Consider the following 21,200-nt stretch of genomic DNA (forward strand, 5'->3'; position numbering starts at 1 on the left):
GCAGTTCGGCCGTTTTAATAGTTGAACCAAACAATTTATTAAAAGCGTGGCTGTACCAACAGACGGGTGGAAAAACAGGTTGTGATCCACCCTTCGATCGGTACTCCCCGCGATTTCCGGCCGACACGCCCGCTCACTCGAGTTGCCCCCACTCGCGTTGGCGGTCTGTGTCGACACTCGTGCCATCGGTTGCCCGGCCTCGCTGGGACGTCCCCACCCCCCTTTTGAACGGCATCGGACGTCGTCTCCTGTTCAGTGTCGACCGCGACGAGAGTCAGTCGTCGTCGGTTTCTGGACCGGATTCGGGGCCATCGGAGGCGACCGCACTGGAACTCGGCACTTCGACGTCGTCTTCATCTCGCAAGAACAGCGATCGTTGCGTGCCAAAGGCGAGCGCCATTGAAGCGACAGCGACCAACGTGATGAGCGAAAAGGGGCCGCCAGTAATGATCGCTGCCGCCTGCAGTGCGTCGACACCGCCCGTAACGATCAACAACGAGGCAAGTGCACCGATGAGAAAGCCCCAGATAACTCGGTTGATCGTCGACGGGCGCTGTGTCCCGCCTGTCGTGAGCGTCCCAAGTGCGAGCGTCGACGAATCCGCAGACGTGATGAGAAAAAGGAGGACGAGCAGGAGAAACAGCGCCGTCAACAGCCAACCGAATGGCAGTGCCTCGAAGAGCGGATACCCCGCACCTGCTTCGTTGTGCGTCTGGATCGCGGAGAGAACATCAGCTTGCCCGTCATTTTGCAGGTAGATCGCTGTCCCTCCCATCGTTGCGAACCACGGAATCGTAATGCCGGTCGATGCCAGAACACCAGTTACGGCCACCTGACGGGCAGTGCGGCCGCGTGAAATTCGCGCGATGAACAGCCCAACAAACGGCGTCCAGGAGAACCACTAGGCCCAATAAAAGACCGTCCAGTCGCCAACCCAATCCGAGACGCCGCCACTTCCGGTCTCAGCAGTGCCAGTGTAGAAACTCATCGGGATGAACTGGCTGATGTAGGTTCCGAGTGCTTCGGTTCCGATCGCCGTAATATAATTCGTTGGCCCGAGCAGGAAGGTGATGAGTGTCAACGCCGCAAACAGGGACAGATTGACGTAGGAAATCCGGCGTATGCCCTTCTCGACTCCGAGTGCGACCGATGCTGTGAACGCGACAGTCATGCCGGTAATAATGAGGACCGTCCCCAGGTCACCGACCGAGATGCCCATCGTCCACCCGAGACCAACCAGAAACTGACTGCCGACTAACCCCAGTGTCGTCGCAACCCCGCCAATCGTCGCGAACACCGCCAGAATGTCGACAGTTTTGGCGATCGGACTGTCGAGATTGTCGATACCGATCCACGGTGCGAGTACCGTCGAGATACGCATCGGCGCATCGTAGCGATACGCACAGTAGGCAATCGGGAGGGCGACGACGACGGACGCTGTCCACGCAGAAACACCCCAGTGAAAGAACGTGTACTGGATCGCACTGACGGCCGCCTCCGAGGACTGTGACTGTGCACCGACAAAGGGTGAGACATCGTCGTAGTGTGAAACGGCTTCTGCCGGTCCTCAGAAGACGATTCCAGCGGCGATTCCCGCTGAATACAACATCGCAAAGTACGAGGGGAAGGCGAACTCCGGTTCCTCATCCTCCTCGCCGAGTTTGATATTGCCCCAGGGCCCAAAAATCAAGAAAATAACGAACGCGACGAGAAAGAACATCACGATCAGGTACCACCAGCCGAACCCAGTCCAAATAACGCTGTTCACGCGATCCATATACGCTGTCGCCGCTTCTGGTGTAACGACGAATGCAACCACCGCGGCGACGGCGATTGCGAACCCGACACCGAAGACAACAGTGTCGAGTTCCTCAAAGAAGCCTTCGTCGCTACCCCTGCGATCTGATTGAGTCATTGGGTACTCTGTTGAACGTAACTGATCACAGCTACCCGCGGATGTCTCTGACTGATCATCACAGTGCTCTGTCTGAACGGAGTGATTGTCGGGACTGAAACCCGAGTCCCTGGGGGTACGGCAACGACAGCTAAGTGTACTGGGCTTGCAAGCAATGCAACACGCAGCCAGCTGTCGTTGCACCCGCCGACAGTACTGTCACGTTCGGCGAGCGACGCTCCGTTCTCGTTCCGTTCTCCTCAAGCGAGCAAAACTGCAGAATACCGGCCGTCACGAGCCCACTGTCGGTGACGGGCGATCTATGGCGCCAATCGGGGAGATCGTGTGAGTTGCCACTCTCTTTGTGGCAACTCGGTGTGAAAATCGGTGGTTCCGTCAGTCGCTAATGAACTTGTTGTCCCGCCAGTTAACACCACCCTGGCCGGAGTTGCGGTCTCGAGGCCCTTCGACGACTTCGATATCAGCCGGTCGCGGCTCGCCTTCGACGATCCGGGTTGCCTCGAGGTCGCCGTCGCGTTCCGAGATTGCGGTCAACGTTCCTTTTTCGGCGGCTTCGGCGATGCCACAGAGTACGAGGAACATCTGGTACTGGAGCAACGAGTTCTGGAGGACGGTTTCGCGGTCGCCTTTAAACGCCGCGAACTCGACGAGTTCGGATTCGATCTCGTCTTCTTCGTCTTCGTCCCAGCGGAACGAACTCCGTCGCTCGTCGGGGTCTTCCTCGTAGACCCGGTTTTCGGTGATGCTGGCTTTGAGTTGGGCCGTCGGCGTGTACTTGCTGACCGTCTCGTCCTCGGCGACGGCTTTGAGGATGAGTGTGTTGTTTCGCCGCGTTATCTCTACGTCGGTGACGCCATCCGGAAACGTCGCCTCGTCGATGTGCGTGCGAAGGTCTTCGAGGGGCAGTTCAAGGGTTGAGTGCAGCCGATATACGTGTCTGGATTCCTCTGTTGACATAGTGGGAAGGTGTGCGGCGACAGTCGCTGGGTTCCTAGTACGAGCGCGTGACTTATATGACCTGCTATTGAATACGAGGGGAATTCAATCGGATGAATATCTCCTCGAGCGGGCGGCTTACTCAGCGTTGAGCGTCTCGGCCAGCTCGTCGCGTTCGTCTAGCTCCTCGAGGATGTCCGAGCCACCGACAAACTCGCCGTTGACGAACGTCTGTGGAATCGTCTCCCAGCCGCTGTGGGACTCGAGTGCGTTGCGGTACTCGCCGAGTGAGTCGAGGACGTCGACACACTCATAGTCGTCACGATACTGGCTGATGAGCCCGATCGCCTTGCGAGAGTACCCACACTGGGGCATCAGCTCGGTCCCCTTCATGAAGAGGACGATCTCGTTTTCCTCGAGTAGTTCCTCGACCTGTTCGTTGACTTCGTCCTGATCGAGACCCTGGTTCGGTGGGAAGTCCATATCCATCATATGTCGGCGAAGGGGGATAGGCCTTACGTCATTCAGTTTCTGATGAGGCGCTTTTCGGGCGATGACGCCTCTAGAACCGTTTTGTAGTGTCTCACCGCCACTGCCAGATCCTACCGTTCAGAGATTGAGATCCCGAATCGATCCGTGGCACAGAACTACGCGGGATCGAGTCTCACGATTCGGTCGTCGTCTGCCGCTGGAAACGCGCCGCTTGCCCGACCGTCTCGGTTCGAGGTGAGCAGATACAGCGAGCCGTCGGGACCGCGTTCGATATGCCGGAGGCGGCCGTATTCGCCCTCGAACAGCGTGTGAATCGTTGCGGTGAATCGATCGTCGAGCCACGTCGCGTCGTTTTGAACGCCAGTCCCGTCTTCCGACTCTGCCCCATCCTCGAGCCCCCCGTTTTCGGGGTGGAGTGACACGGCATACAGCGCGTTTGACGCGAGCCCGCAGACGAACATGCGATTTTCCCACGGCGTGATCGACTCACCATCATAGAAGGCCATTCCGGAGGGTGCCCACGTCGTCTCGGGGCCGGTGTTGACGACTGGTGGCGTGGCATCGTCGTACTCGTCGTAGCTACCGTACTCCGGGTCGTCCGGGCCGCCGCGGACGAGATCCCAGCCGTAGTTGCCGCCCGGCCGGAGGATCGACACCTCGTCTCGAGCCGCTGGACCGTGTTCGGCCACCATGGGTGTTCCCTGTGGAGTGAAGGCGATCCCCTGTGGGTTGCGATGGCCCAGCGTGTAGGTTCGTTGGTCGCCGTCTGCACCCCAGTCTGGGTTCTCAGGGGCTGGCTCACCATCCGGCGTGAGACGGAGCACTGCACCCGCACGGGCGCCGGGATCCTGCGTGAGCGCGGGCTCCTCGGCGTCGCCGGTCAGCACCCAGAGATATTCCTCGGGGCCGAACGTGATCCGACCACCGTTGTGTGTCGTCGCTCCTGGGATTCCATCGAGGACTGTCTCGAGTGTCTCTGACTCGAGGTCGTAGCTGACGACCCGGTTCCCGACCGCGCCGTCATCGACCGTGTAGTAGACGAACAGTTCGGCCCGGTCCGGGTACTCCGGATGGATCGCAACACCAAGCGTGCCACCCTCGCCAGGGGCCGCCCGATCCGGCAAGGCGTCAGCCTCGAGGAGCAGTTCGCCGTCGTCGGGAGACAGGTCGGCGTCCGTCGCCAGTGCGGTCGCATCGAATCGACGGACACCGCCAGTGCGCTCGGTGAGGAACGCATCGTCCGCGGCGAAGACGAGATCCCAGGGGACCTCGAGGCCGGCGACTACTGTCGTCGCGGTCACGTCATCTTCGGATGGTGTGCCGTCAGCTGGTCGCCACTCGGGTTCAGTCCAGTCGTCGTCGGGGGTCGCCTCGGGTGTTGTAAGCTCCTGGACGTCTGCGCCGGAGCCTGTCAAACAGCCAGCGAGGGCGATCGAACTGCCGGCCGCCGCGAGGATGTGTCGCCGTGTCGGAGAGCCCATAGCTGATTGAACGGGACGACAACAGGAGTGTGCTTCGGCGTGCTCGAGACCGTTCGGCGGTCAGTCCGCAGTTGCAGCGGGAGATTGCTGTTCGGCGCGTGTCGAGCGCCAGAAACCCTGGACGTACGCGCCGATGAACATCCCGAGGATCCCCAGAGGATGGCGTAGTTGCCGATTCCGAGGCTGGCGTAGGCAGCGCCGGGACAGATCCCCGAGAGCCCCCAGCCAACGCCGAAGATGCCGCCGCCGATGACGACGTTCTTGTCGAGGCTCTTCAGCCGTCGGGTGTATGTATCTCCCGTCAGTGGAGCCGTCGTGCGTAGCTGCTTGATGCCGAAAAAGGTGATTCCGGTCACGATCGCGGCCCCGAACATCACGAATAGCAGCCCGAAGTCCTCGAACTGCAGGAAGCTCAGGACGACCTCGGGCTGGGCCATGTGGCTAAAGCCAAGGCCGAAGCCAAAGAGCAGGCCGCCGACGAAGATTAGTGGCATGAACAACGGATGTTGTTCGTGGTCGGCGCTCATGGGCTCACCCCCGCAGCCTGTACCAGCTGTGCCACACCGATCGCGACGAGCAGGAACGTCGCGACGCCGACGAACGACGTCCCCGAGACTGAGCCGACGCCACAGACGCCGTGACCCGAGGTACAGCCTTTCCCGACACGAGTTCCGATTCCGACGAGGATGCCACCGAGCAGGAGCCGCCACCACTGGACGTCAGTCGTCCAGATCCCGTCCTGAAAGGCGAGCGCGTAGACTGCTGCACCGGCGACGATTCCCAGTGTGAACACGACACGCCAGTCACGCGAGGGACGATACTGCTGGAATCGCGAGAGAGTCGAGGCGTACGAGAGTGTCGACTCGAGGAACGTGCTCGCGCCGGCGGTGATGCCGGTCCCGAGATAGATTACGGCAACCCCGAGACCGACGAACAGGCCACCGATGGCGTAGTGACTGATCCCGTTTGGGAACAGTTCTGCCAGCATAGCGACAAGAAACGTTGCAGTCATACGCAGCGGAAGGGGACGGCAGCGTATCAAAGCTCCCCACGCGGGGAAAATTGTGCCCATCTATGACAGCCGAACACCCCTCGGCTGCCAGTCTCAGTCCGCGGCTGGCGGCGTCGTCAAGATATCGAGTTTGTCAGCCGCATAGCCAAAGACGTCGCGGTAGCCGTTCGGGGACATGAGAACCGGATAGAACGGCTCATTGGCGACCTGTGTATCGCCGTCGGCAGCTGCAAACGGGTCACCAGCGTCGACTCGAGTGAAGTTATCGACGAAGACCTCGTAGGTGTCTGCCTGCTGTTTGTTGATAACATCGGTCAACTGGTAGACAGGCAGCTCGCGACACACCGTATCGCCGGGCAACGCTCCAACGGCCGTCAGGAACGTTCGCGTCAGCCGGTCAGCGTTCTGGGCGGCTGTCTCCGACCCTTGCAGCCCACACTCGACTTCGATCGTGTTGATCTTCGAGAAGAGCCGCCCCTCTGCGAACTGACTGGTTTCGACCATCGCTGCCACCGGCAGCTGTGGCACCAGCTCTTTTGCGGTCTCGCTCACGCCGTTGACGATCGCAAAGGGGTCTGCATGACTCTGTGTCGAATGCATCGAGAACGTGAGACAGCCCTCGAGTTCTTCGACGAGTCGATGGGCGAGCTGAGCTTCATGCGTTTTCGCGTTCGGATGGCCGGGGAACGTTCGATTCAGGTCCTCGTCGACGAACCGCACGCGTCGCTCGAGGGCCGCCTCGTTGGCGACAATGAGCTTGACGGGCCGTTCGACGGTCGGGCGTTCGTCGAGCAATCGCTCGACGGCCCGGACGCCACAGGGTTCATCGCCATGGATGCCTGCAACGACTGCGAGTTCCGGCGTTCCCGACCCGAGCTGTGCAACTCTCATCACCGGATAGATGGGCTCTGACTCCAAAGGCGATTCGGTCTCTCACCAATACAGAGGGTTCGGAAAATAGCCATGATAGCACAGACCATGATCCCGTCTGACACTGCCCCGCTCGCCAGCACGTCGACCGAGGCCGAACGGTCACTCCTCGAGTGTCTCAACATACTCGAAATCGACTGCTCGAGCAGTCGGTCGCTCGCCATCGAGTGGGATCTGCCAGTCGTCGATCAGGTCTGGATCATCGATGGCGTTCGTCAGCGTGGTTCGGACCTCGAGCAGATCAACGCCGTAGTAATCCCGCGGAACGCCGTGAAGATACTGGAGTGCCGTCTCGAAGAGGCTCCGCATTCCGTCGTCGTTCTCGAAATCAACGTGCTTGTACGCGCCCGCTGCGACTTGGACCATTCCGTGGGCGAACGCGCTTTCGGTGGTTCCACGCCCGTAATTGTACCATTCTAACTCGAAGCAGTCATGCGATTCGTGGAACGCGCCGGAGTTGTAGAGACGAACGCCGTGAACCACCGCCCGCCGAAGCGTCCCGTGTTCCCAGCGGTCGTCGGCAACGAGCCAGCCCGTCGGCGTCTCGGATCCAGCTGGTGGCGAGACGGTGGGATCACGCGTGTGATCGTCCATAGGCAGTGTTGGGCGAGCCAGCGGGTAATTCCATCGGCACCAGCTGACAGCAGTGGGGTGATCCGATCTATTCGGTTTTGGACCGACGTTCGATGCGGCTGGCGATGTCAACACTGCAGAAAGCAACCCGATGCGCATATCAACGGGTGGCCAAACTGCAAGCAACAGTGTGTGGCCACCGCCCTCGAGTAGAATGTGGCCTGAAGCTGCGAGCCCAACTGTATAGAGTGGACGCCCCCAACGGAGGTGTATGGAGACACGATGGGCGACTGTCGACGGCGTATACCTCGAGTTGCCCAACGACTGTACCGCTGACGAGCTTCGAACGGCCTTGCGGAAGCCAGCCGATGCAGTGTTGATCGCAGTTACGGGAGATCTCGTCTCGGTCGTCCACGACGAAGAACAGTCGCTTACCGAGATGGTCGCCGGCTGTGCCGACACGTACTATTTCAGACGGCCGGACGAACCCGATCGCAACGACGTTCTTTCGGCACCGGAACTCGAGTCAGCACTCGCGGAGTCGACGGCAGCCGAGACCACGTTTCAGCGACCCGGGATCGATCACTGACAGCTCTCGAGGCAAACTGGCTGCTCTCGAGTTCACTCAAACCGGCACACGAGCCCCTGCTCGGGGCCACAACGACTGGCATGTGGTTTCGAGCCGGTGCCGATCTGTGACTCAGACACACGGCTCAGGAACATGATCGTCGGGAGAATGCGTCAAACGCCAGCGAACACGCTCTGTCTTCGGTACGTTGTTTCGCGGAAGAATGCTCCGTCAGGGATTTGAACCCTGGTCATCGGCTCGAAAGGCCGAAATGATTGGCCGGACTACACCAACGGAGCGATCATTGCGTTCTCACACTGCGTCTCGCCTCGGTTGGCGATCCAACCCAGCGTGCCTCGAACGCATTAGTCGATTGCGGGGGCCTAGTAAAAAGCGTTCCGTTCTGCGTCCGTAATGGCAGCTACTAACGTAGTTAGGACGCTGTCATTTCGACCCCAGATCGACGCCGAGGTACGGCCAGGTGCTGTCGGTTCGTCACTACTCGAGCGGTTGGCTACGCGCTTTGGTGGGCGAGTGCCGCCGGCATCTCAACGCTTTTGAATATACACCACAACCCATCGCGCATGAAATACGTCCGATTCCGCGACCCTGCCGGTGCTGTCCGCCGCGGCGAGTTCGAGAACGGCCACGTCCACTTCGGGAACGAGAGCTACGCACTCGAGTCCGACGAGATCGACGTCCTCCCACCGTGTGAGCCGTCGAAGATCGTCTGTATCGGCCGTAACTACGCCGACCACGCAGACGAGATGGGCTCTGACGTTCCGGACCGCCCGCTGATCTTCCTGAAGCCGCCGAACACGATTGCAAGCCACGGCGACACCGTCACCGCACCGGCCGGGAAAGAGCGCATCGACTACGAGGCCGAACTGGGCGTCGTTATCGGCGAGCAATGCCGTCACGTCCCCGTCTCCGAGGCGATGGACGTCGTCGAGGGCTTTACGTGCGTCAACGATATCTCGAACCGCGACGACCAGGAGAAAGAACAGAACTGGATCCGCGGGAAGGCGTTCGACGGCGCTGCGCCCCTTGGGCCACTGCTCGCAACGCCCGATGAAGTGCCGGCCGACGCATCTGTTCAGTCCCGCGTCAACGGCGAGCTGAAACAGGACGGCTCGCGCGAACAACTCATGTTCCCCATTCCAGAACTGATCGCCGAGATCACGGCCTACATGACCTTAGAGCCAGGTGACGTGATCGCGACCGGGACGCCGGAAGGCGTCGGTCCACTGTCCGATGGCGACGAGGTCGAGATCGAAATCGAGGGCGTCGGCACACTCGCACACTCGATCCGACGGCCGTAGACCGGAGTCGAAGTAACTGCGAGGCGAACCTTTTTCGACCTGCTCGAGCGTACGGGCGAGTATGACCGTTCGTTTCGGTGCAGTGACCATCGACTGGCTCGGCTACGCGACCGTTCGCCTCGAGGGCGAGACGGGGGCTGTCATCTACATGGATCCCGGTCGGTACGGGGTGCTCGATGGATACGATGCGCGCGATGGCGACCTCGTACTGGTGACACACGCCCACCACTACGATCCCGACGGCATTCGCCGGGTGGCTCACGAGGACGCGATCGTCGTCGTTCACGAATCGATCGACGCCAGCGAGATCGACCGGGTCGATGAACAGCCCGAAGACCTGCCCTACGAGGTCGAGCGTGTCCGTGCGGATGAATCGTTTGTCCTCGGCCCGCTGGACCTGTTCACCACGCCCGCGTACAACGACCCCGCGGGCCCACATGTCGACGAGCACGGCGACCCGTATCATCCCGAGGGCGAAGGCTGTGGCTTTGCCGTCACAGTCGACGGCGTCTCGGCGTTCTGGCCCGGCGACACCGATGTCCTCCCGCTCCACGACGAACTGGGTATCGACCTGTTTCTCCCCCCGATCGGCGGCGCGTTTACGATGGATCGCCACGAGGCCGCCGCGCTCGCGGAACGAATTCGCCCCGAGCTCGTGTTGCCGATCCACTACGACACGTTCGAGGCGCTCGAGACCGACGCTGATGCGTTCGTCGTCGACGTCGCGAACCGCGCGGTTCCAGTGGTGCTCGACGAGCAGTAGCGCCCGGTGACGAATCCGTGGACATAAGTCACGGATCGCCTAGTCACTCATACTTCCTATGTATACTGTTGGCACGCATACACGTTCTTGGTGGGTTCGAGTGGATACCTGCCTGAAACCCATCGTCATGGCTCCATACACCGGTGAGCACCGTGGCGAGTAAGACCGAAGACGGGCTCGAGACGTCCCAGCCCGAGCTTACCTATCCGTCGGCCGGCTGGAAGGGGTTCTTCAAGAACCACTTCGGACCGTCGATGCTCTGGGCGCTGATCAGCATCGGTGGAAGTCATATCGTTCTCGCACCGACGCTCGGTGGAACGTTCGGACTCGTCGCAATCTGGATGTTCGGCCTCATCTACGTCGCCAAGTACGGTGCCTGGGAACTGGGCATTCGCTATAACTACGGCGTCGGGGCAAACCCGATCGAAGCCTACGGTGATCTCCCCGGGCCGAAAAACTGGGCGCTCTGGGTGACGATCCTCGTCTTCACCGTCATGTACACGTTCATTACGGCTAGCGTCGGCATGAGCACGGCCGCGTTCATCGCCGCGTTGACTCCTGGCTGGCTCACCGCAGCGTGGGCGTACGTCCTCTTCGTCGGCGCCGCCGGCGCGCTCGTGATCACGTCTCGCTACTCCGTCCTCGAGAAGGCGTTGATCGGTTTCACCGTCGCCGTCGGTGTGCTCGTCATGCTCGGCGCTCTCGTTGGGCCGCCATCGCCCGAACGGATCGCCGAAACGACGTTCGCGATCCCCGACCTCACCGGACCCGCCTTCGTCGCGCTGTTTGCCGCGGCCGCCGGGTTCGCACCGACCGGCTTCAGTACGAGTATTCTGATCGGCAGCTGGAGTATGGCCAAAGGCGAAGGGGCTGGTGAGCTGCGACAGAAGGGGCTCGATCCGAACAACCCGGCCCACCACGACTACATCCGTGCGTGGATCAAAACCGGCCGCCGGGACTTCAACGTCGGCTACGTGTTCAGTTTCGTTCTGATTGCCGCAATGGTCATTCTGGCGACGAACGTCCTCTACCCGGACCCGCCGACGGACGCCAACCTCGCGTTCGCGATCGGCAACATCCTGAGCGATTCCTTCGGCGAATGGTCGTACTACGCCATGCTGATCGGCGCGTTCGCAGCCCTCTACTCGACCGTTATCACGCTTCTCGACGGGGCTGCCCGTGCAACCGGTGACATCCTCCCGATGGCGCTCGAGGACGAGAGTATCGACAGCGAGCGCATCCGAAAGCTCGTCGTCGCCGGCGTCGTCGTCGTCAGCAGCGCGATGGTGCTCGCGCTCGGGAACGTCCCCGTGACGCTGTTGCTCTACGTCGCCGCCATCCTCGCGGTCACGGAGATTTTCTTCTACCCAGCCAACTGGTACGTCGTCGAGAAACACCTTCCCGAGCCGTTCCGCCCGTCTCGAGCCTGGCACGCCTACTACGTCGTCAGCCTCGTGTTCGTCCTCATCTTCGGTGCGATGGGGGCTGCACTTCGACTCGGCTTCATCGGATAACACGACCCCGAGCCATCCGATTTCTATCGTCTCTACGATCAGCCAGTGCTACAAACAGTCTGTAACAGCGTTGGTGCTGGTCGAACGCGGCTCGAGGTGCGTCTAGATGACGCCCATCTCGCTGAGACGCTCGATCACTCTCCCCGACCCTCGGCTCGAGGTGCGTCTAGATGACGCCCATCTCGCTGAGACGCTCGGGGAGATACGTCTCCGTCACGAAATCCAATCCACGGGCTGCAAGCGACTGCTGTTCGGACTTCTTGCCGATCTCGAGTTGGAGTTCGATCTGTTCTTCCCAGTAGTCGGTCTGGAAGCGCGGGTCCTCGAGTTCGCTCTCTAAGGCGTTGATGTCCGAGTCGCTGAGCGGGTCGGTCGGCAGATCGTACTCGACGATGTCGGCCGGCTGGATGCCGATATACTGGGCAGCTGGCGTCGCGAGATACTCCGAGAGGTGGGCCGACTTGATCGAGCCGTAAGCGACCGAGCCGTAGATTCGGTACGACCACGGGTCGCCGTCGGCGAAGACCGTCACCGGGAGGTCGAGTTCGTCGTGGAGTCGCTTGATGATCCGTCGAGTCGCCCGTGCGGGCTGGCCCTTGAGGTGGACGATCAAGGCGTTGTACTCGTCATCGAAGCCGTTCTCGACGAGTCGGTCCCGCATCCCACCGGTCTCGACGGCGAGGATGAAGTCGGCATCGCAGTCGAGAAACTCGATCGTGTCAGGGTTGTTCGGAATCTGGTAGCCACCTTCGCCGACGTCTTCCTGACAGTGGATATCGCGTTCGCCGCGACGGGTCTGTTCGCGCAGGTGCAGCGGCCCCATGATGGTTGCGCCCGACTCCTCCGGGCGCATGTGGAAGTCCTCGCGGGTCACACCCGAAACGATCTCCAGATCCTCGATCAGGCCGTTGGATTCGTCCTGATCCGAAAACTGTGCCTCGTTGTTGTCCCAGCTTTCCGAAAGGTAGTACAACTCACGCAGGGTCGAGGAGCGGTCTTCCTCGAGTTGGTTCGCGAGGAACTCGATCGTGTAGACGGCCTTCAGCAGCTTTCGCGCACCGCGGACGGAGTTCGCAGAGCGTGTCGACTCTCGGTCGCCGTACACCCAGACGTCTTTGTCTTCGTCGTACTCGATGTTGTTTTTCGTCCGCGTCGGCACGGACATGTGGGGGATCTCGCCCAGTTCGAACTGGTCGTAAAACTGTGCCGCGAGGTCGATCAACTGTTCTCGTGCCTGCTGGTCGTTGTCTGCGCTCATTGTTTCACCGTAAGTTCACTTCGTTCCGTCCGAGCACCCGGTCGCACGCTCATGCTGACACCGTGAGTTTCTCGCTTTCGACACCCTTGACGTCCAGATCGAACGCCGCATCGTTGGGCACCACGTACTCGAGGGCGGCCTCGTCGTCGCTCGAGACGTCGACATCCCACTTGACGAACCACTCGCCGTCCATCTCGACGACGGTGGCCTCCTCGGAGAGGTTCGTCGGTTCGGCGGTGACGATGTCGGTGATCTCGAGCGATTCGGCCGTACCCGAGTTGTTCTCGACGGTGACTGAGACTGCCTGGCCGTCGCCGTTTTCTTTGACGCTGCGTTCGACGAGCACGTTGTTCATGATGCGTGCGACGGCGTCGTTGATATCGGGCTCCTCGCGGTCGGTCACCTCGGCGACTTTGGCGGCCATCTCGGGGAGGATCTTCCCAAGGACGTTCTGTTTCTTCCGGCGCTGTTGCATCGAGCGGCGCTTGTTGAGATAGCTTTTGAGTTCGCGGGCGGCCTCACGGATCGCAAGTTCGATCTCGTCTTCGATCGCCGGCACGTTTGCGACGGCGTCTTTGGACTCGCTCGTAAACGGGACGTTCGTGGAGGCGACGTGGATCATGATCACGGCCGGACCGTTCGGGAGGCCGGACCCGCCAGGCTGGTCGAGCCCGTAGTTGCGCCAGCCGATCGATTTGACCACGTCGGTCGTCGCACACGCGCCGCGCTGGTAGACCAGCGGCACCCGATTTGCAAACCGCATGACGTCGGCACTGCCCTCGGCTCGAATCTCGCCGCCGTAGGCGATGCCGGCCTCGACGATGAACGGATCGCCGCCGTGAACGTCGGCGTCTCGAGTCGCAGAAGCGTAGAAATCGGCGTCGAACTCCTTTTTGAGGCCGGCCGTGATCAACTCCTCCGTGATCGGCGAGAGACATCGCGTCGGTGGGGCCATGATGTCGGCCGCACGCATGCCGTCGACGAGGTTGCTGGCGGCATCCCGGTCGCTGTCGAGTTCGCGAACCAGCGGTGGGTCGTCGGGAACCGTCGCCATAACGTCCCAGACGGCGTCGGTGACGTTCTCGCGTGCTGTCTCTCCGAAGGAGACGTCGTCGTACTCCTCAGTTAGCGCTGCGGCCCGATTGACGAACTCGCGGAGTTGCGTCCGGGTGAGTCGATGGCGGACGTTGTCGGCCTCGAATTCGTCGTCGAACGTGGCTGCGAGGCGCTCGGCGAAGGCGTGGATGATCTCGTCGTCCTTTCGGGTGCTCGTCGCCTCGTCGGCGAGGGTGTACAGATCGGCGACGAGGCGTGACGCTGCCGTCCCATCTGACTCGCTGTCTGTTTCCGCGCCGTCCGCAGCATCGATGACCTCGAGCCAGACGGCCTCGACGGCGTTTTCGCGGACGGTGTCGCCGAACGTCGTTCCGTGGTCGGCTTCGACGTCGTCGGCAGCCGCGTCGACGGCAGCAACGAGTTCGTGGTGAGCGATTCGGTCGTGGTCGGCGACCGAGTCGGCGATGGCGTCGGCGAAGGCGGCCGTCGCATCGGCTCCCTTGTTCGCGGTGGCAGCCGACACTGCAGCGCCAATGTCGACGTCATCGCGTGCCGTGGGTGGCCGCCAGCGCATCTCGCGCCCGTAGTAGCGGTCGCGGAACTCGTCGATGATCGACTCGGCGGTCTTCTTGCCGACGCGGGTGAACTCCTCCTGGAGGAACCCCGAGACCGTCTGTGAATCCGTCGCCGACAGCATCTTCATCACGGTGCCGAGTTCGACGCCGTGGGGATGTGGGCGGATCTCTTCGGTCTCTTCGGGCAGCTGGTCCGTCGCGCGTTCGAACTTGAAGTGGTTCTTGGGCTCGCGCAACTCGAGGCGGGCGTGGGGGTTGACGACCGCGGTGTGTTTGATGTAGTCGTGAAGCTGCCCGCGGGCGCGCATGTTTGCCTCCATCTCGAGTTCGATGCGCGTGCCGTGGGGGCGGTCCCACGAAGTCGTTTCCTCGACGCTGATTTCGGGTTCGTTCGCGTCAGTGTCGACGATGAGTTCGAAGTACTGGGCTTCGCTTGCACCCTGGGTTCGACTGGTGATCTTCGCGGGTTTCCCGCTCGTTAGCTGGGCATACAGAACAGCAGCGGAGATCCCGATCCCCTGCTGACCACGAGACTGTTCGCGCGCGTGGAACCGCGAACCGTAGAGCAGTTTTCCGAAGACTTTGGGGAGGGAGTCTTTCGTCAGACCCGGGCCGTTGTCCTCGACGATCAGCCGGTAGTAGTCGCCGGCTTCCTCGATCTCGACGTAGATATCCGGGGCAATGCCTGCTTCTTCGGCGGCGTCTAGGGCGTTGTCGACGGCTTCTTTGACAGCCGTGACGAGGCCTCGAGCGCCGCTGTCGAAGCCGAGCATATGCTTGTTCTTCTCGAAGAACTCGGCGATCGAAATCGCCTGCTGGCTCTCGGCCAGCTCCTCGGCGATCCCCACCTCGTCCTCGAGTGTCGACTGAAACGACGTCATTGTCCCCCCATACTAGCGGCGGGGCTAAAAGGTGTGTGTTACCGGAGTGAAAGTGAACCGGCGGTTTGAGGCGGCTGTAAACGAGCCACACACTGCCGGTTACAACGGTTTGCCGGTAATCTGACCGGCCATCGTGGTCGCACCGGAACAGACTCAAACCGACGTTCTCACTCCTCGAGCGGCGGCCACTCCCTCGCATCGGCACGTGCGATACCCAGTAGCTTCCGGCGACGGTCGGACAGTGCCGTGACGTCGTCAGTGAACGCGTCGTTCTGGACGGTCGGAATCTCCTCGCTCCGGAGTCGATCGAGTTCCGGCCGAGGTGGGAGTTCGTCGGCAGGATCGATAAACGCCGTCCCGAGCGTGTCGAGATAGCTTCGACACTCGAACGGGCATCTTCGACCAGTGTTGGATTTAGCTGTGCATCGTCCGAGACGCCGTGGCGAACGACCGTCAGTGCCTCGTCGAAGACGGGAACGGCCATCGCCGACGCTCGAGCGGCCTGTTCGCTGTGGTAGTAGTGAAGAATCGGATAGGCCTTGTGCTGGTCTGCGAGCATGGACAGTTGCGTAGCGAGTGACTCGAGTGGGTGCTCGAGGCCGCGAAACTCGTCTTCAGTGGTCCAGCCCGTACGGACGAATGCTTCACTGCGTTCGCCCAGACCGGTGACGTCGCTGGCAAATGAGCGCTTTTCCGACACTGCGCCGAGGACGTAGGAGACGCCCAGCGTGACGAAGGCCATTCCAGTCGCGGTCGTGAACGAACTGGCGATCTCCCAGCCACTCGTCGTCGGCGTGTAATCGCCGTTTCCGTTCGTGAACATCGTGTAGGCGACGTAGTAGAATCGTCCGGACCAGTCGGCCTGCGCGCCGGTATGGGCGCTGACGAGGGCCGTCTCGTCGCCAGCGAAAACCATCGTCCAGCCGAGCCACAACAGTGCGATCCACATCGCAAGCGTGAACGCGAGGATCAGCGGCCCGGCGAGACTCAGCGCGCGCGGGTGGTCGTTGCTTGCCGTCCGCAGGCCACGCCAGATCCAGGTCGTCAGCCGTCCGGAAAGCGGACCAGCCCCGCCGTCGACCCAGAGTGTCGTCCAGAGAATGTCGACGACCACGGCGACGAGCACAACGATCCCGACGGCCAGATACAGCGGTTGTATTTCATCTCCCATACAGGAGCGAAGACCGTCAACGACACCCCGGGCACTGACACGGCTTTTTGAGAGCGATCACGGGACTCCAGCAGGGTGTGTGACTCGAGGCGATCAAGCGTCGTGAAACCACGTAACCACCAGAAACACCTGGGGTATGAGGAGCTTGAACACCCCTTCACGACCAGATATCCCATCCTGAGAGCCAGCCGAGCAACGGCTACGGTGGCTTCGCGCGCGAGCGCGTACACGTGACTTTTATTAGGTGGGGACCACTACCCGAAAGCAGGTTTTACATGTCCCAGGAAAGCGAGTACGGCGCCGGACAGATTCAGGTCTTAGAAGGCCTGGAGGCTGTGCGAAAGCGACCGGCAATGTACATCGGCTCTACCGATTCTCGAGGGCTCCACCATCTCGTCTATGAAGTGGTGGACAACTCGATTGACGAGGCACTGGCAGGTCACTGTGACGACATTACCGTCTCCATCCACGACGACGGCTCTGTGAGCGTCGCAGACGACGGCCGTGGTATCCCCGTCGATACACACGACGAGTACGATCGGCCGGCCCTCGAGGTGATTCTCACTGTTCTCCACGCTGGCGGGAAGTTCGACAACAAGTCCTACCAGGTCTCCGGTGGCCTCCACGGCGTCGGCGTCTCGGTCGTCAACGCCCTCTCGAGTCGACTCGAGGTCGAGGTCAAACGCGACGGCGGCGTCTTCGAACACGCTTTCGAGGCGGGCGAACCCGTCGGCGATATGGAACGGGTCCGCGATATGGACCCGGATGAGGGGACAGGCACGGCGATTCGGTTCTGGCCCGACACCGACATCTTCGAGGGCGACGACTTCGCCTTCTCGACGCTCTCGAATCGGCTTCGCGAACTTGCCTTCCTCAACTCGGGCGTTCGCATCACGTTGCGTGATGAACGCGACGAGGACGGCCCGGCCAAGGAAACCTACGAGTACCAGGGCGGCATCCGCGAGTTCGTCGAGTATCTCAACGAGACGCGCTCGGCGATGCACGAGGACATTATCTACTTCGAGGACGACGACCAGAACATCGAAGTCGAGGTGGCGATGCAGGCCACCGAGGAGCTACAGGGCTCGATTCATGCCTTCGCAAACAACATCAACACGCGCGAGGGTGGCACCCACCTCACCGGCTTCAAAACCGCGCTCACACGCTGTGTCAACGATTACGCCGGCGAGAACGATCTACTGAACGATCTCGACGAGAACCTCAAAGGCGAAGACATTCGCGAGGGACTCACTGCAGTCATCTCGATCAAACACCCCGACCCGCAGTTCGAAGGGCAGACGAAGACGAAACTCGGCAACTCCGAGGTTCGAGGGATCGTCGAAAGCGCGATGCACGAAGGACTCGGCACCTACTTCGAAGAGCATCCCGACACCGCAGAAGCGATCATCACGAAGGCTGTCGAGGCTGCCAAAGCGCGCAAGGCCGCCCAGAAAGCCGAAGAGCTAACCCGCCGTAAATCCGCTCTCGATTCGACCTCGTTGCCCGGCAAACTCGCCGACTGTCAGACCAAAGACCCCGAGAAGGCCGAACTGTTCATCGCGGAGGGTGACTCCGCAGGCGGCAGCGCAAAACAGGCCCGAAACCCCGAGTTCCAGGCCGTGCTTCCGATCAAAGGGAAGATCTTGAACGTCGAGAAACACCGACTCGATCGGATTCTCGAGAACGACGAGATCCGGAACATGATCACCGCGATCGGTGCGGGAATCGGCGACGAGTTCGATGTCGACGACGTCCGGTATAAGAAGATCATCATGGCGACGGACGCCGACGTCGACGGCGCACACATCCGGACGCTCATGCTGACGTTCTTCTACCGGCATATGCGCCCGCTGCTGGAGGGTGGCTACGTTTATGCAACCCAGCCGCCGCTGTACCGCATCCGCTACCGGGGCGAGACGTACGATGCGATGACCGACGCTGAACGCGACGAGATCGTCGAAGAGAAATGCGACGGCAATCCGACGCAGGTCCAGCGCTTCAAGGGGCTCGGGGAGATGAACCCCGAACAGCTCTGGGAGACGACGATGAACCCGGAAAACCGTATTCTCAAACAGATCACGATCGAGGACGCCGCCGCGGCGGACAAGATGTTCTCCGTGCTGATGGGCGACGCCGTCGAGCCACGCAAGCAGTTCATCAAAGAACACGCGCCCGAAGCCGAATGGATCGACATCTAACTGTGGTGAGGTAATATATGAGTTCAGACGTACCCGAACCGACTGACGTAGAGGCACGGGCGATCGAAAACGTCCGCATCGAAGATGAGATGGAGCAGTCGTATATCGACTACGCGATGTCCGTCATCGCGGGGCGTGCCCTTCCGGACGTCCGGGACGGCCTCAAACCCGTCCACCGGCGTATCCTGTATGCGATGCACGAGATGGGCGTCTCTTCCGGTAGCAGCCACCGCAAGTCCTCCTCGATCGTCGGGGAGACGATGGGTGACTACCACCCTCACGGCGACAGCGCAATCTATGACACGCTCGTCCGGATGGCTCAGGATTTCTCGATGCGCTATCCGCTCGTCGACGGGCAGGGGAACTTCGGCTCGATGGACGGTGACCCGGCCGCCGCGCCCCGATACACTGAGGCACGGATGGCCGCCGTCTCCGAGGAACTGCTCGAGGACATCGCCAAGGACACGGTCGACTTCTCGGCGAACTACGACGACCGCCTACAGGAACCCGACGTCCTGCCGGCGGCGTTTCCGAATCTCCTCGTGAACGGCTCCTCGGGAATCGCCGTCGGGATGAGCACGAACATCCCGCCGCACAACCTCTGTGAGGTGATCGACGCGACGATCGAACTCATCGACAACCCTGACGCGACGGTCGAGGATCTGATGGAGCACGTCAAAGGCCCCGACTTCCCGACGGGCGCGAACATCGTCGGTCGCGACGCCATCTACTCGGCGTACAAGACCGGTCGCGGGCGCATCCGCGTGCGTGCCGAGTTCGAAGTCGAGGAGTGGAAAAACGGCCGCGAGCGAATCGTCATCACCGAACTCCCCTACCAGGCCAACAAGGCCCGGATGGTCGAGCGGATCGCCGAAAACGTCAACGACGGCGAGATCGAGGGGATCTCGGACCTGCGTGACGAGTCCGACCGCGACGGCGTCCGCATCGTCGTCGAGTGCAAACGCGGTGCGAACGTCGAGGTCGTCAAAAACAAACTGCTCGAGAACCATCTCGAGAAGACGTTCGGCGTGATCAACCTCGCGCTGGTCGACGGCCAGCCGCAGGTGCTCTCGCTGCGAGAAACCTTAGAGGAGTACGTCACCCACCGCCGTGAAGTCGTCCGCCGACGCAGTGAGTACGACCTCGAGGAAGCAGAAGACAGAGCCCACATCCTCGAGGGTCGACTGACGGCCGTCGAGAACGCCGACGACGTCGTCGAACTGATCCGCAACAGCGAGGATCGGTCGGCCGCGAAAGCCGCCCTGCAGGAGGCGTATTCGTTCTCCCAAGCCCAGGCAGAGCACATCGTCCGGATGCAACTGGGCAGTCTCACGTCGATGGAGACGGCCGAGATCGAAGACGAGTACGAGGACGTCCAGGCCGAGATCGAGCGCCTGACATCGATTCTCGAAAGCGAGCAGGAGCTGCTCGCGGTCATCAAAGACGAACTCCGTGAGATCAAAGCCGAGTACGGCGACGACCGCCGGACCTCGATCATCGAGGACCAGGGGACGGTCACTCACGAGGACCTCATTCCGGAAGAAGAGGTGTTCGTCGTCATGACCGAAGACGACTACGTCAAGCGGATGCCGATCGACCAGTTCAGCCCGCAGGGTCGGGGCGGCAAGGGAATCATCGGCGCGGACGTCAAAGACGGCGACCGCGTCACGACGGTGTTCCGCGCGAACACCCATGACTACCTGCTGTGCTTTACCAATCAGGGCAAAGTCTACCAGCTCAAGACCTACGAGATTCCCGAGATGGGCCGGACGGCACGCGGGAAATCGGCAGTCAATATCCTCGACCTCGACACCGACGAGGATATTACGGCCATCGTCGACACTGACGCCTTCGGCGACGGCGAGTTCGTGACGATGGCCACCCGGAACGGCTACGTCAAACGAACCGCCGGTTCGGAGTTCGACAACATCCGTTCGACCGGGATCATCGCGGCCGACCTCGAGGACGGTGACGAACTCGTCGACGTCGAAGTCACCGACGGCTCGCAGGATCTGGTTATCGCAACCGAAGGCGGGATGACGATCCGCTTCGACGAGAGTGAAGTTCGCTCGATGGGGCGCAACGCCCGCGGTGTCAACGGGATCAAACTCGAGGACGGCGACGCGGTCGCCGGACTGGTTGCGACCGACGAAGACGACGAGCGGGCGCTGTTGACCGTCACTCAAAACGGCTACGGCAAACGCACTCGCCTCTCGGCGTATCGCACCCAATCACGCTACGGTAAGGGCCTGATCGACATCAAAACGGGCGACCGAAACGGGCCGGTGACGGCTGTCAAAGCTGTTGCCGACGACGACGAACTCGTGATGATGAGCGAGCGCGGCCAGATCGTCCGCACGCGCGTCGACGACATCTCGACGGTCGGACGAAATACGATGGGCGTGATCGTCATGGATGTCGAGGCAGGCGACGCGGTCGCAAGCGTCGACGAGATTCCGGCTGTCACGACGGTCGACACCGACGAGAACTGACCACGGCGCCGCGTTCCTTTTTTCGCGTCGCAGTCGACACCAGCAGAGGGATCGGATCGTGCG

General features: G+C 61.4%; 14 protein-coding genes, 1 tRNA gene and 3 pseudogenes. 6 read left to right on the forward strand and 12 right to left on the reverse strand.

The window, feature by feature from the left end; all coding sequences use genetic code 11:
* Positions 1-274: 274 nt before the first annotated feature.
* The 8 genes and pseudogenes from DV706_RS16440 to DV706_RS16475 all read right to left on the reverse strand — a co-directional run bounded on the left by DV706_RS16440 (position 275) and on the right by DV706_RS16475 (position 7,360).
* Positions 275-1,915 (reverse strand): annotated as a pseudogene (locus tag DV706_RS16440) (BCCT family transporter).
* 375 nt (positions 1,916-2,290) lie between these two features.
* Positions 2,291-2,872 (reverse strand): DUF7110 family protein, encoded by a 582-nt coding sequence (locus DV706_RS16445; RefSeq protein ID WP_006067811.1) that lies wholly within the window; start codon positions 2,870-2,872, stop codon positions 2,291-2,293.
* Between the two features lie 117 nt (positions 2,873-2,989).
* Positions 2,990-3,334, reverse strand: coding sequence for a glutaredoxin family protein (locus tag DV706_RS16450; RefSeq protein ID WP_006067810.1), 345 nt, complete (start codon positions 3,332-3,334; stop codon positions 2,990-2,992).
* Between the two features lie 164 nt (positions 3,335-3,498).
* Positions 3,499-4,824, reverse strand: coding sequence for a PQQ-dependent sugar dehydrogenase (locus tag DV706_RS16455; protein ID WP_006067809.1), 1,326 nt, complete (start codon positions 4,822-4,824; stop codon positions 3,499-3,501).
* Positions 4,825-4,884: 60 nt separating this feature from the next.
* A pseudogene (locus DV706_RS16460) lies at positions 4,885-5,351 on the reverse strand (DUF6691 family protein).
* Positions 5,348-5,836 (reverse strand): YeeE/YedE family protein, encoded by a 489-nt coding sequence (locus DV706_RS16465; protein ID WP_006067807.1) that lies wholly within the window; start codon positions 5,834-5,836, stop codon positions 5,348-5,350. Before DV706_RS16465 ends, DV706_RS16460 begins: the two are co-directional and overlap by 4 nt.
* A gap of 93 nt (positions 5,837-5,929) precedes the next feature.
* Positions 5,930-6,727, reverse strand: coding sequence for a M14 family metallopeptidase (locus DV706_RS16470; RefSeq protein ID WP_049889996.1), 798 nt, complete (start codon positions 6,725-6,727; stop codon positions 5,930-5,932).
* 141 nt (positions 6,728-6,868) lie between these two features.
* The gene (locus DV706_RS16475) at positions 6,869-7,360 is read right to left on the reverse strand and encodes a DUF309 domain-containing protein (RefSeq protein WP_006067805.1); all 492 of its coding nucleotides are present in this window, start codon (positions 7,358-7,360) and stop codon (positions 6,869-6,871) included.
* 250 nt (positions 7,361-7,610) lie between these two features.
* Between DV706_RS16475 and DV706_RS16480 the strand changes: the two genes are divergently transcribed.
* The gene (locus DV706_RS16480; RefSeq protein ID WP_006067804.1) at positions 7,611-7,928 is read left to right on the forward strand and encodes a hypothetical protein; all 318 of its coding nucleotides are present in this window, start codon (positions 7,611-7,613) and stop codon (positions 7,926-7,928) included.
* Between the two features lie 203 nt (positions 7,929-8,131).
* On the opposite strand, the gene DV706_RS16485 is transcribed toward DV706_RS16480, so the two are convergent.
* Positions 8,132-8,206, reverse strand: a tRNA-Glu gene (locus DV706_RS16485).
* A gap of 285 nt (positions 8,207-8,491) precedes the next feature.
* Between DV706_RS16485 and DV706_RS16490 the strand changes: the two genes are divergently transcribed.
* From DV706_RS16490 to DV706_RS16500, 3 genes are all read left to right on the forward strand, one after another.
* Positions 8,492-9,229, forward strand: a complete 738-nt coding sequence (locus DV706_RS16490; protein ID WP_006067803.1) for a fumarylacetoacetate hydrolase family protein — start codon at positions 8,492-8,494, stop codon at positions 9,227-9,229.
* Between the two features lie 61 nt (positions 9,230-9,290).
* Positions 9,291-9,992: an MBL fold metallo-hydrolase gene (locus DV706_RS16495; RefSeq protein ID WP_136350755.1), complete on the forward strand. Its 702-nt coding sequence runs from the start codon at positions 9,291-9,293 to the stop codon at positions 9,990-9,992.
* Between the two features lie 143 nt (positions 9,993-10,135).
* Positions 10,136-11,506 carry an Nramp family divalent metal transporter gene (locus tag DV706_RS16500; protein ID WP_006067801.1) on the forward strand — a complete coding sequence of 457 codons (1,371 nt, stop codon included), beginning with the start codon at positions 10,136-10,138 and terminating at the stop codon, positions 11,504-11,506.
* 166 nt (positions 11,507-11,672) lie between these two features.
* Here the strand turns inward: DV706_RS16500 and DV706_RS16505 are convergent, their stop codons facing one another.
* The 3 genes and pseudogenes from DV706_RS16505 to DV706_RS16515 all read right to left on the reverse strand — a co-directional run bounded on the left by DV706_RS16505 (position 11,673) and on the right by DV706_RS16515 (position 16,435).
* Positions 11,673-12,764: a DNA topoisomerase IV subunit A gene (locus DV706_RS16505; RefSeq protein ID WP_006067800.1), complete on the reverse strand. Its 1,092-nt coding sequence runs from the start codon at positions 12,762-12,764 to the stop codon at positions 11,673-11,675.
* A gap of 49 nt (positions 12,765-12,813) precedes the next feature.
* The gene (locus DV706_RS16510) at positions 12,814-15,276 is read right to left on the reverse strand and encodes a DNA topoisomerase VI subunit B (RefSeq protein ID WP_006067799.1); all 2,463 of its coding nucleotides are present in this window, start codon (positions 15,274-15,276) and stop codon (positions 12,814-12,816) included.
* A 167-nt stretch (positions 15,277-15,443) separates the two neighbouring features.
* A pseudogene (locus tag DV706_RS16515) lies at positions 15,444-16,435 on the reverse strand (potassium channel family protein).
* Between the two features lie 287 nt (positions 16,436-16,722).
* On the opposite strand from DV706_RS16515, the gene gyrB reads away from it, so the two are divergent.
* Together gyrB and gyrA are read left to right on the forward strand one after the other, a co-directional pair.
* Complete coding sequence (gyrB, locus tag DV706_RS16520; RefSeq protein WP_006067797.1) at positions 16,723-18,645, forward strand: DNA topoisomerase (ATP-hydrolyzing) subunit B; 1,923 nt, start codon at positions 16,723-16,725, stop codon at positions 18,643-18,645.
* Between the two features lie 17 nt (positions 18,646-18,662).
* Positions 18,663-21,137 (forward strand): DNA gyrase subunit A, encoded by a 2,475-nt coding sequence (gene gyrA, locus DV706_RS16525; protein WP_006067796.1) that lies wholly within the window; start codon positions 18,663-18,665, stop codon positions 21,135-21,137.
* Positions 21,138-21,200: the final 63 nt, after the last annotated feature.

Source organism: Natronorubrum bangense (assembly GCF_004799645.1).
In the GTDB taxonomy this organism is placed as follows: Archaea; Halobacteriota; Halobacteria; order Halobacteriales; family Natrialbaceae; genus Natronorubrum; species Natronorubrum bangense.

Excerpts from the sequence above, each read along its gene's own strand:
- DV706_RS16445 (WP_006067811.1), bottom strand. The coding sequence starts at position 2,872 with ATGTCAACAGAGGAATCCAGACACGTATATCGGCTGCACTCAACCCTT.
- DV706_RS16450 (WP_006067810.1), bottom strand. The coding sequence starts at position 3,334 with ATGGACTTCCCACCGAACCAGGGTCTCGATCAGGACGAAGTCAACGAA.
- DV706_RS16455 (WP_006067809.1), bottom strand. The coding sequence starts at position 4,824 with ATGGGCTCTCCGACACGGCGACACATCCTCGCGGCGGCCGGCAGTTCG.
- DV706_RS16465 (WP_006067807.1), bottom strand. The coding sequence starts at position 5,836 with ATGACTGCAACGTTTCTTGTCGCTATGCTGGCAGAACTGTTCCCAAAC.
- DV706_RS16470 (WP_049889996.1), bottom strand. The coding sequence starts at position 6,727 with ATGAGAGTTGCACAGCTCGGGTCGGGAACGCCGGAACTCGCAGTCGTT.
- DV706_RS16475 (WP_006067805.1), bottom strand. The coding sequence starts at position 7,360 with ATGGACGATCACACGCGTGATCCCACCGTCTCGCCACCAGCTGGATCC.
- DV706_RS16480 (WP_006067804.1), top strand. The coding sequence starts at position 7,611 with ATGGAGACACGATGGGCGACTGTCGACGGCGTATACCTCGAGTTGCCC.
- DV706_RS16490 (WP_006067803.1), top strand. The coding sequence starts at position 8,492 with ATGAAATACGTCCGATTCCGCGACCCTGCCGGTGCTGTCCGCCGCGGC.
- DV706_RS16495 (WP_136350755.1), top strand. The coding sequence starts at position 9,291 with ATGACCGTTCGTTTCGGTGCAGTGACCATCGACTGGCTCGGCTACGCG.
- DV706_RS16505 (WP_006067800.1), bottom strand. The coding sequence starts at position 12,764 with ATGAGCGCAGACAACGACCAGCAGGCACGAGAACAGTTGATCGACCTC.
- DV706_RS16510 (WP_006067799.1), bottom strand. The coding sequence starts at position 15,276 with ATGACGTCGTTTCAGTCGACACTCGAGGACGAGGTGGGGATCGCCGAG.
- gyrB (WP_006067797.1), top strand. The coding sequence starts at position 16,723 with ATGTCCCAGGAAAGCGAGTACGGCGCCGGACAGATTCAGGTCTTAGAA.
- gyrA (WP_006067796.1), top strand. The coding sequence starts at position 18,663 with ATGAGTTCAGACGTACCCGAACCGACTGACGTAGAGGCACGGGCGATC.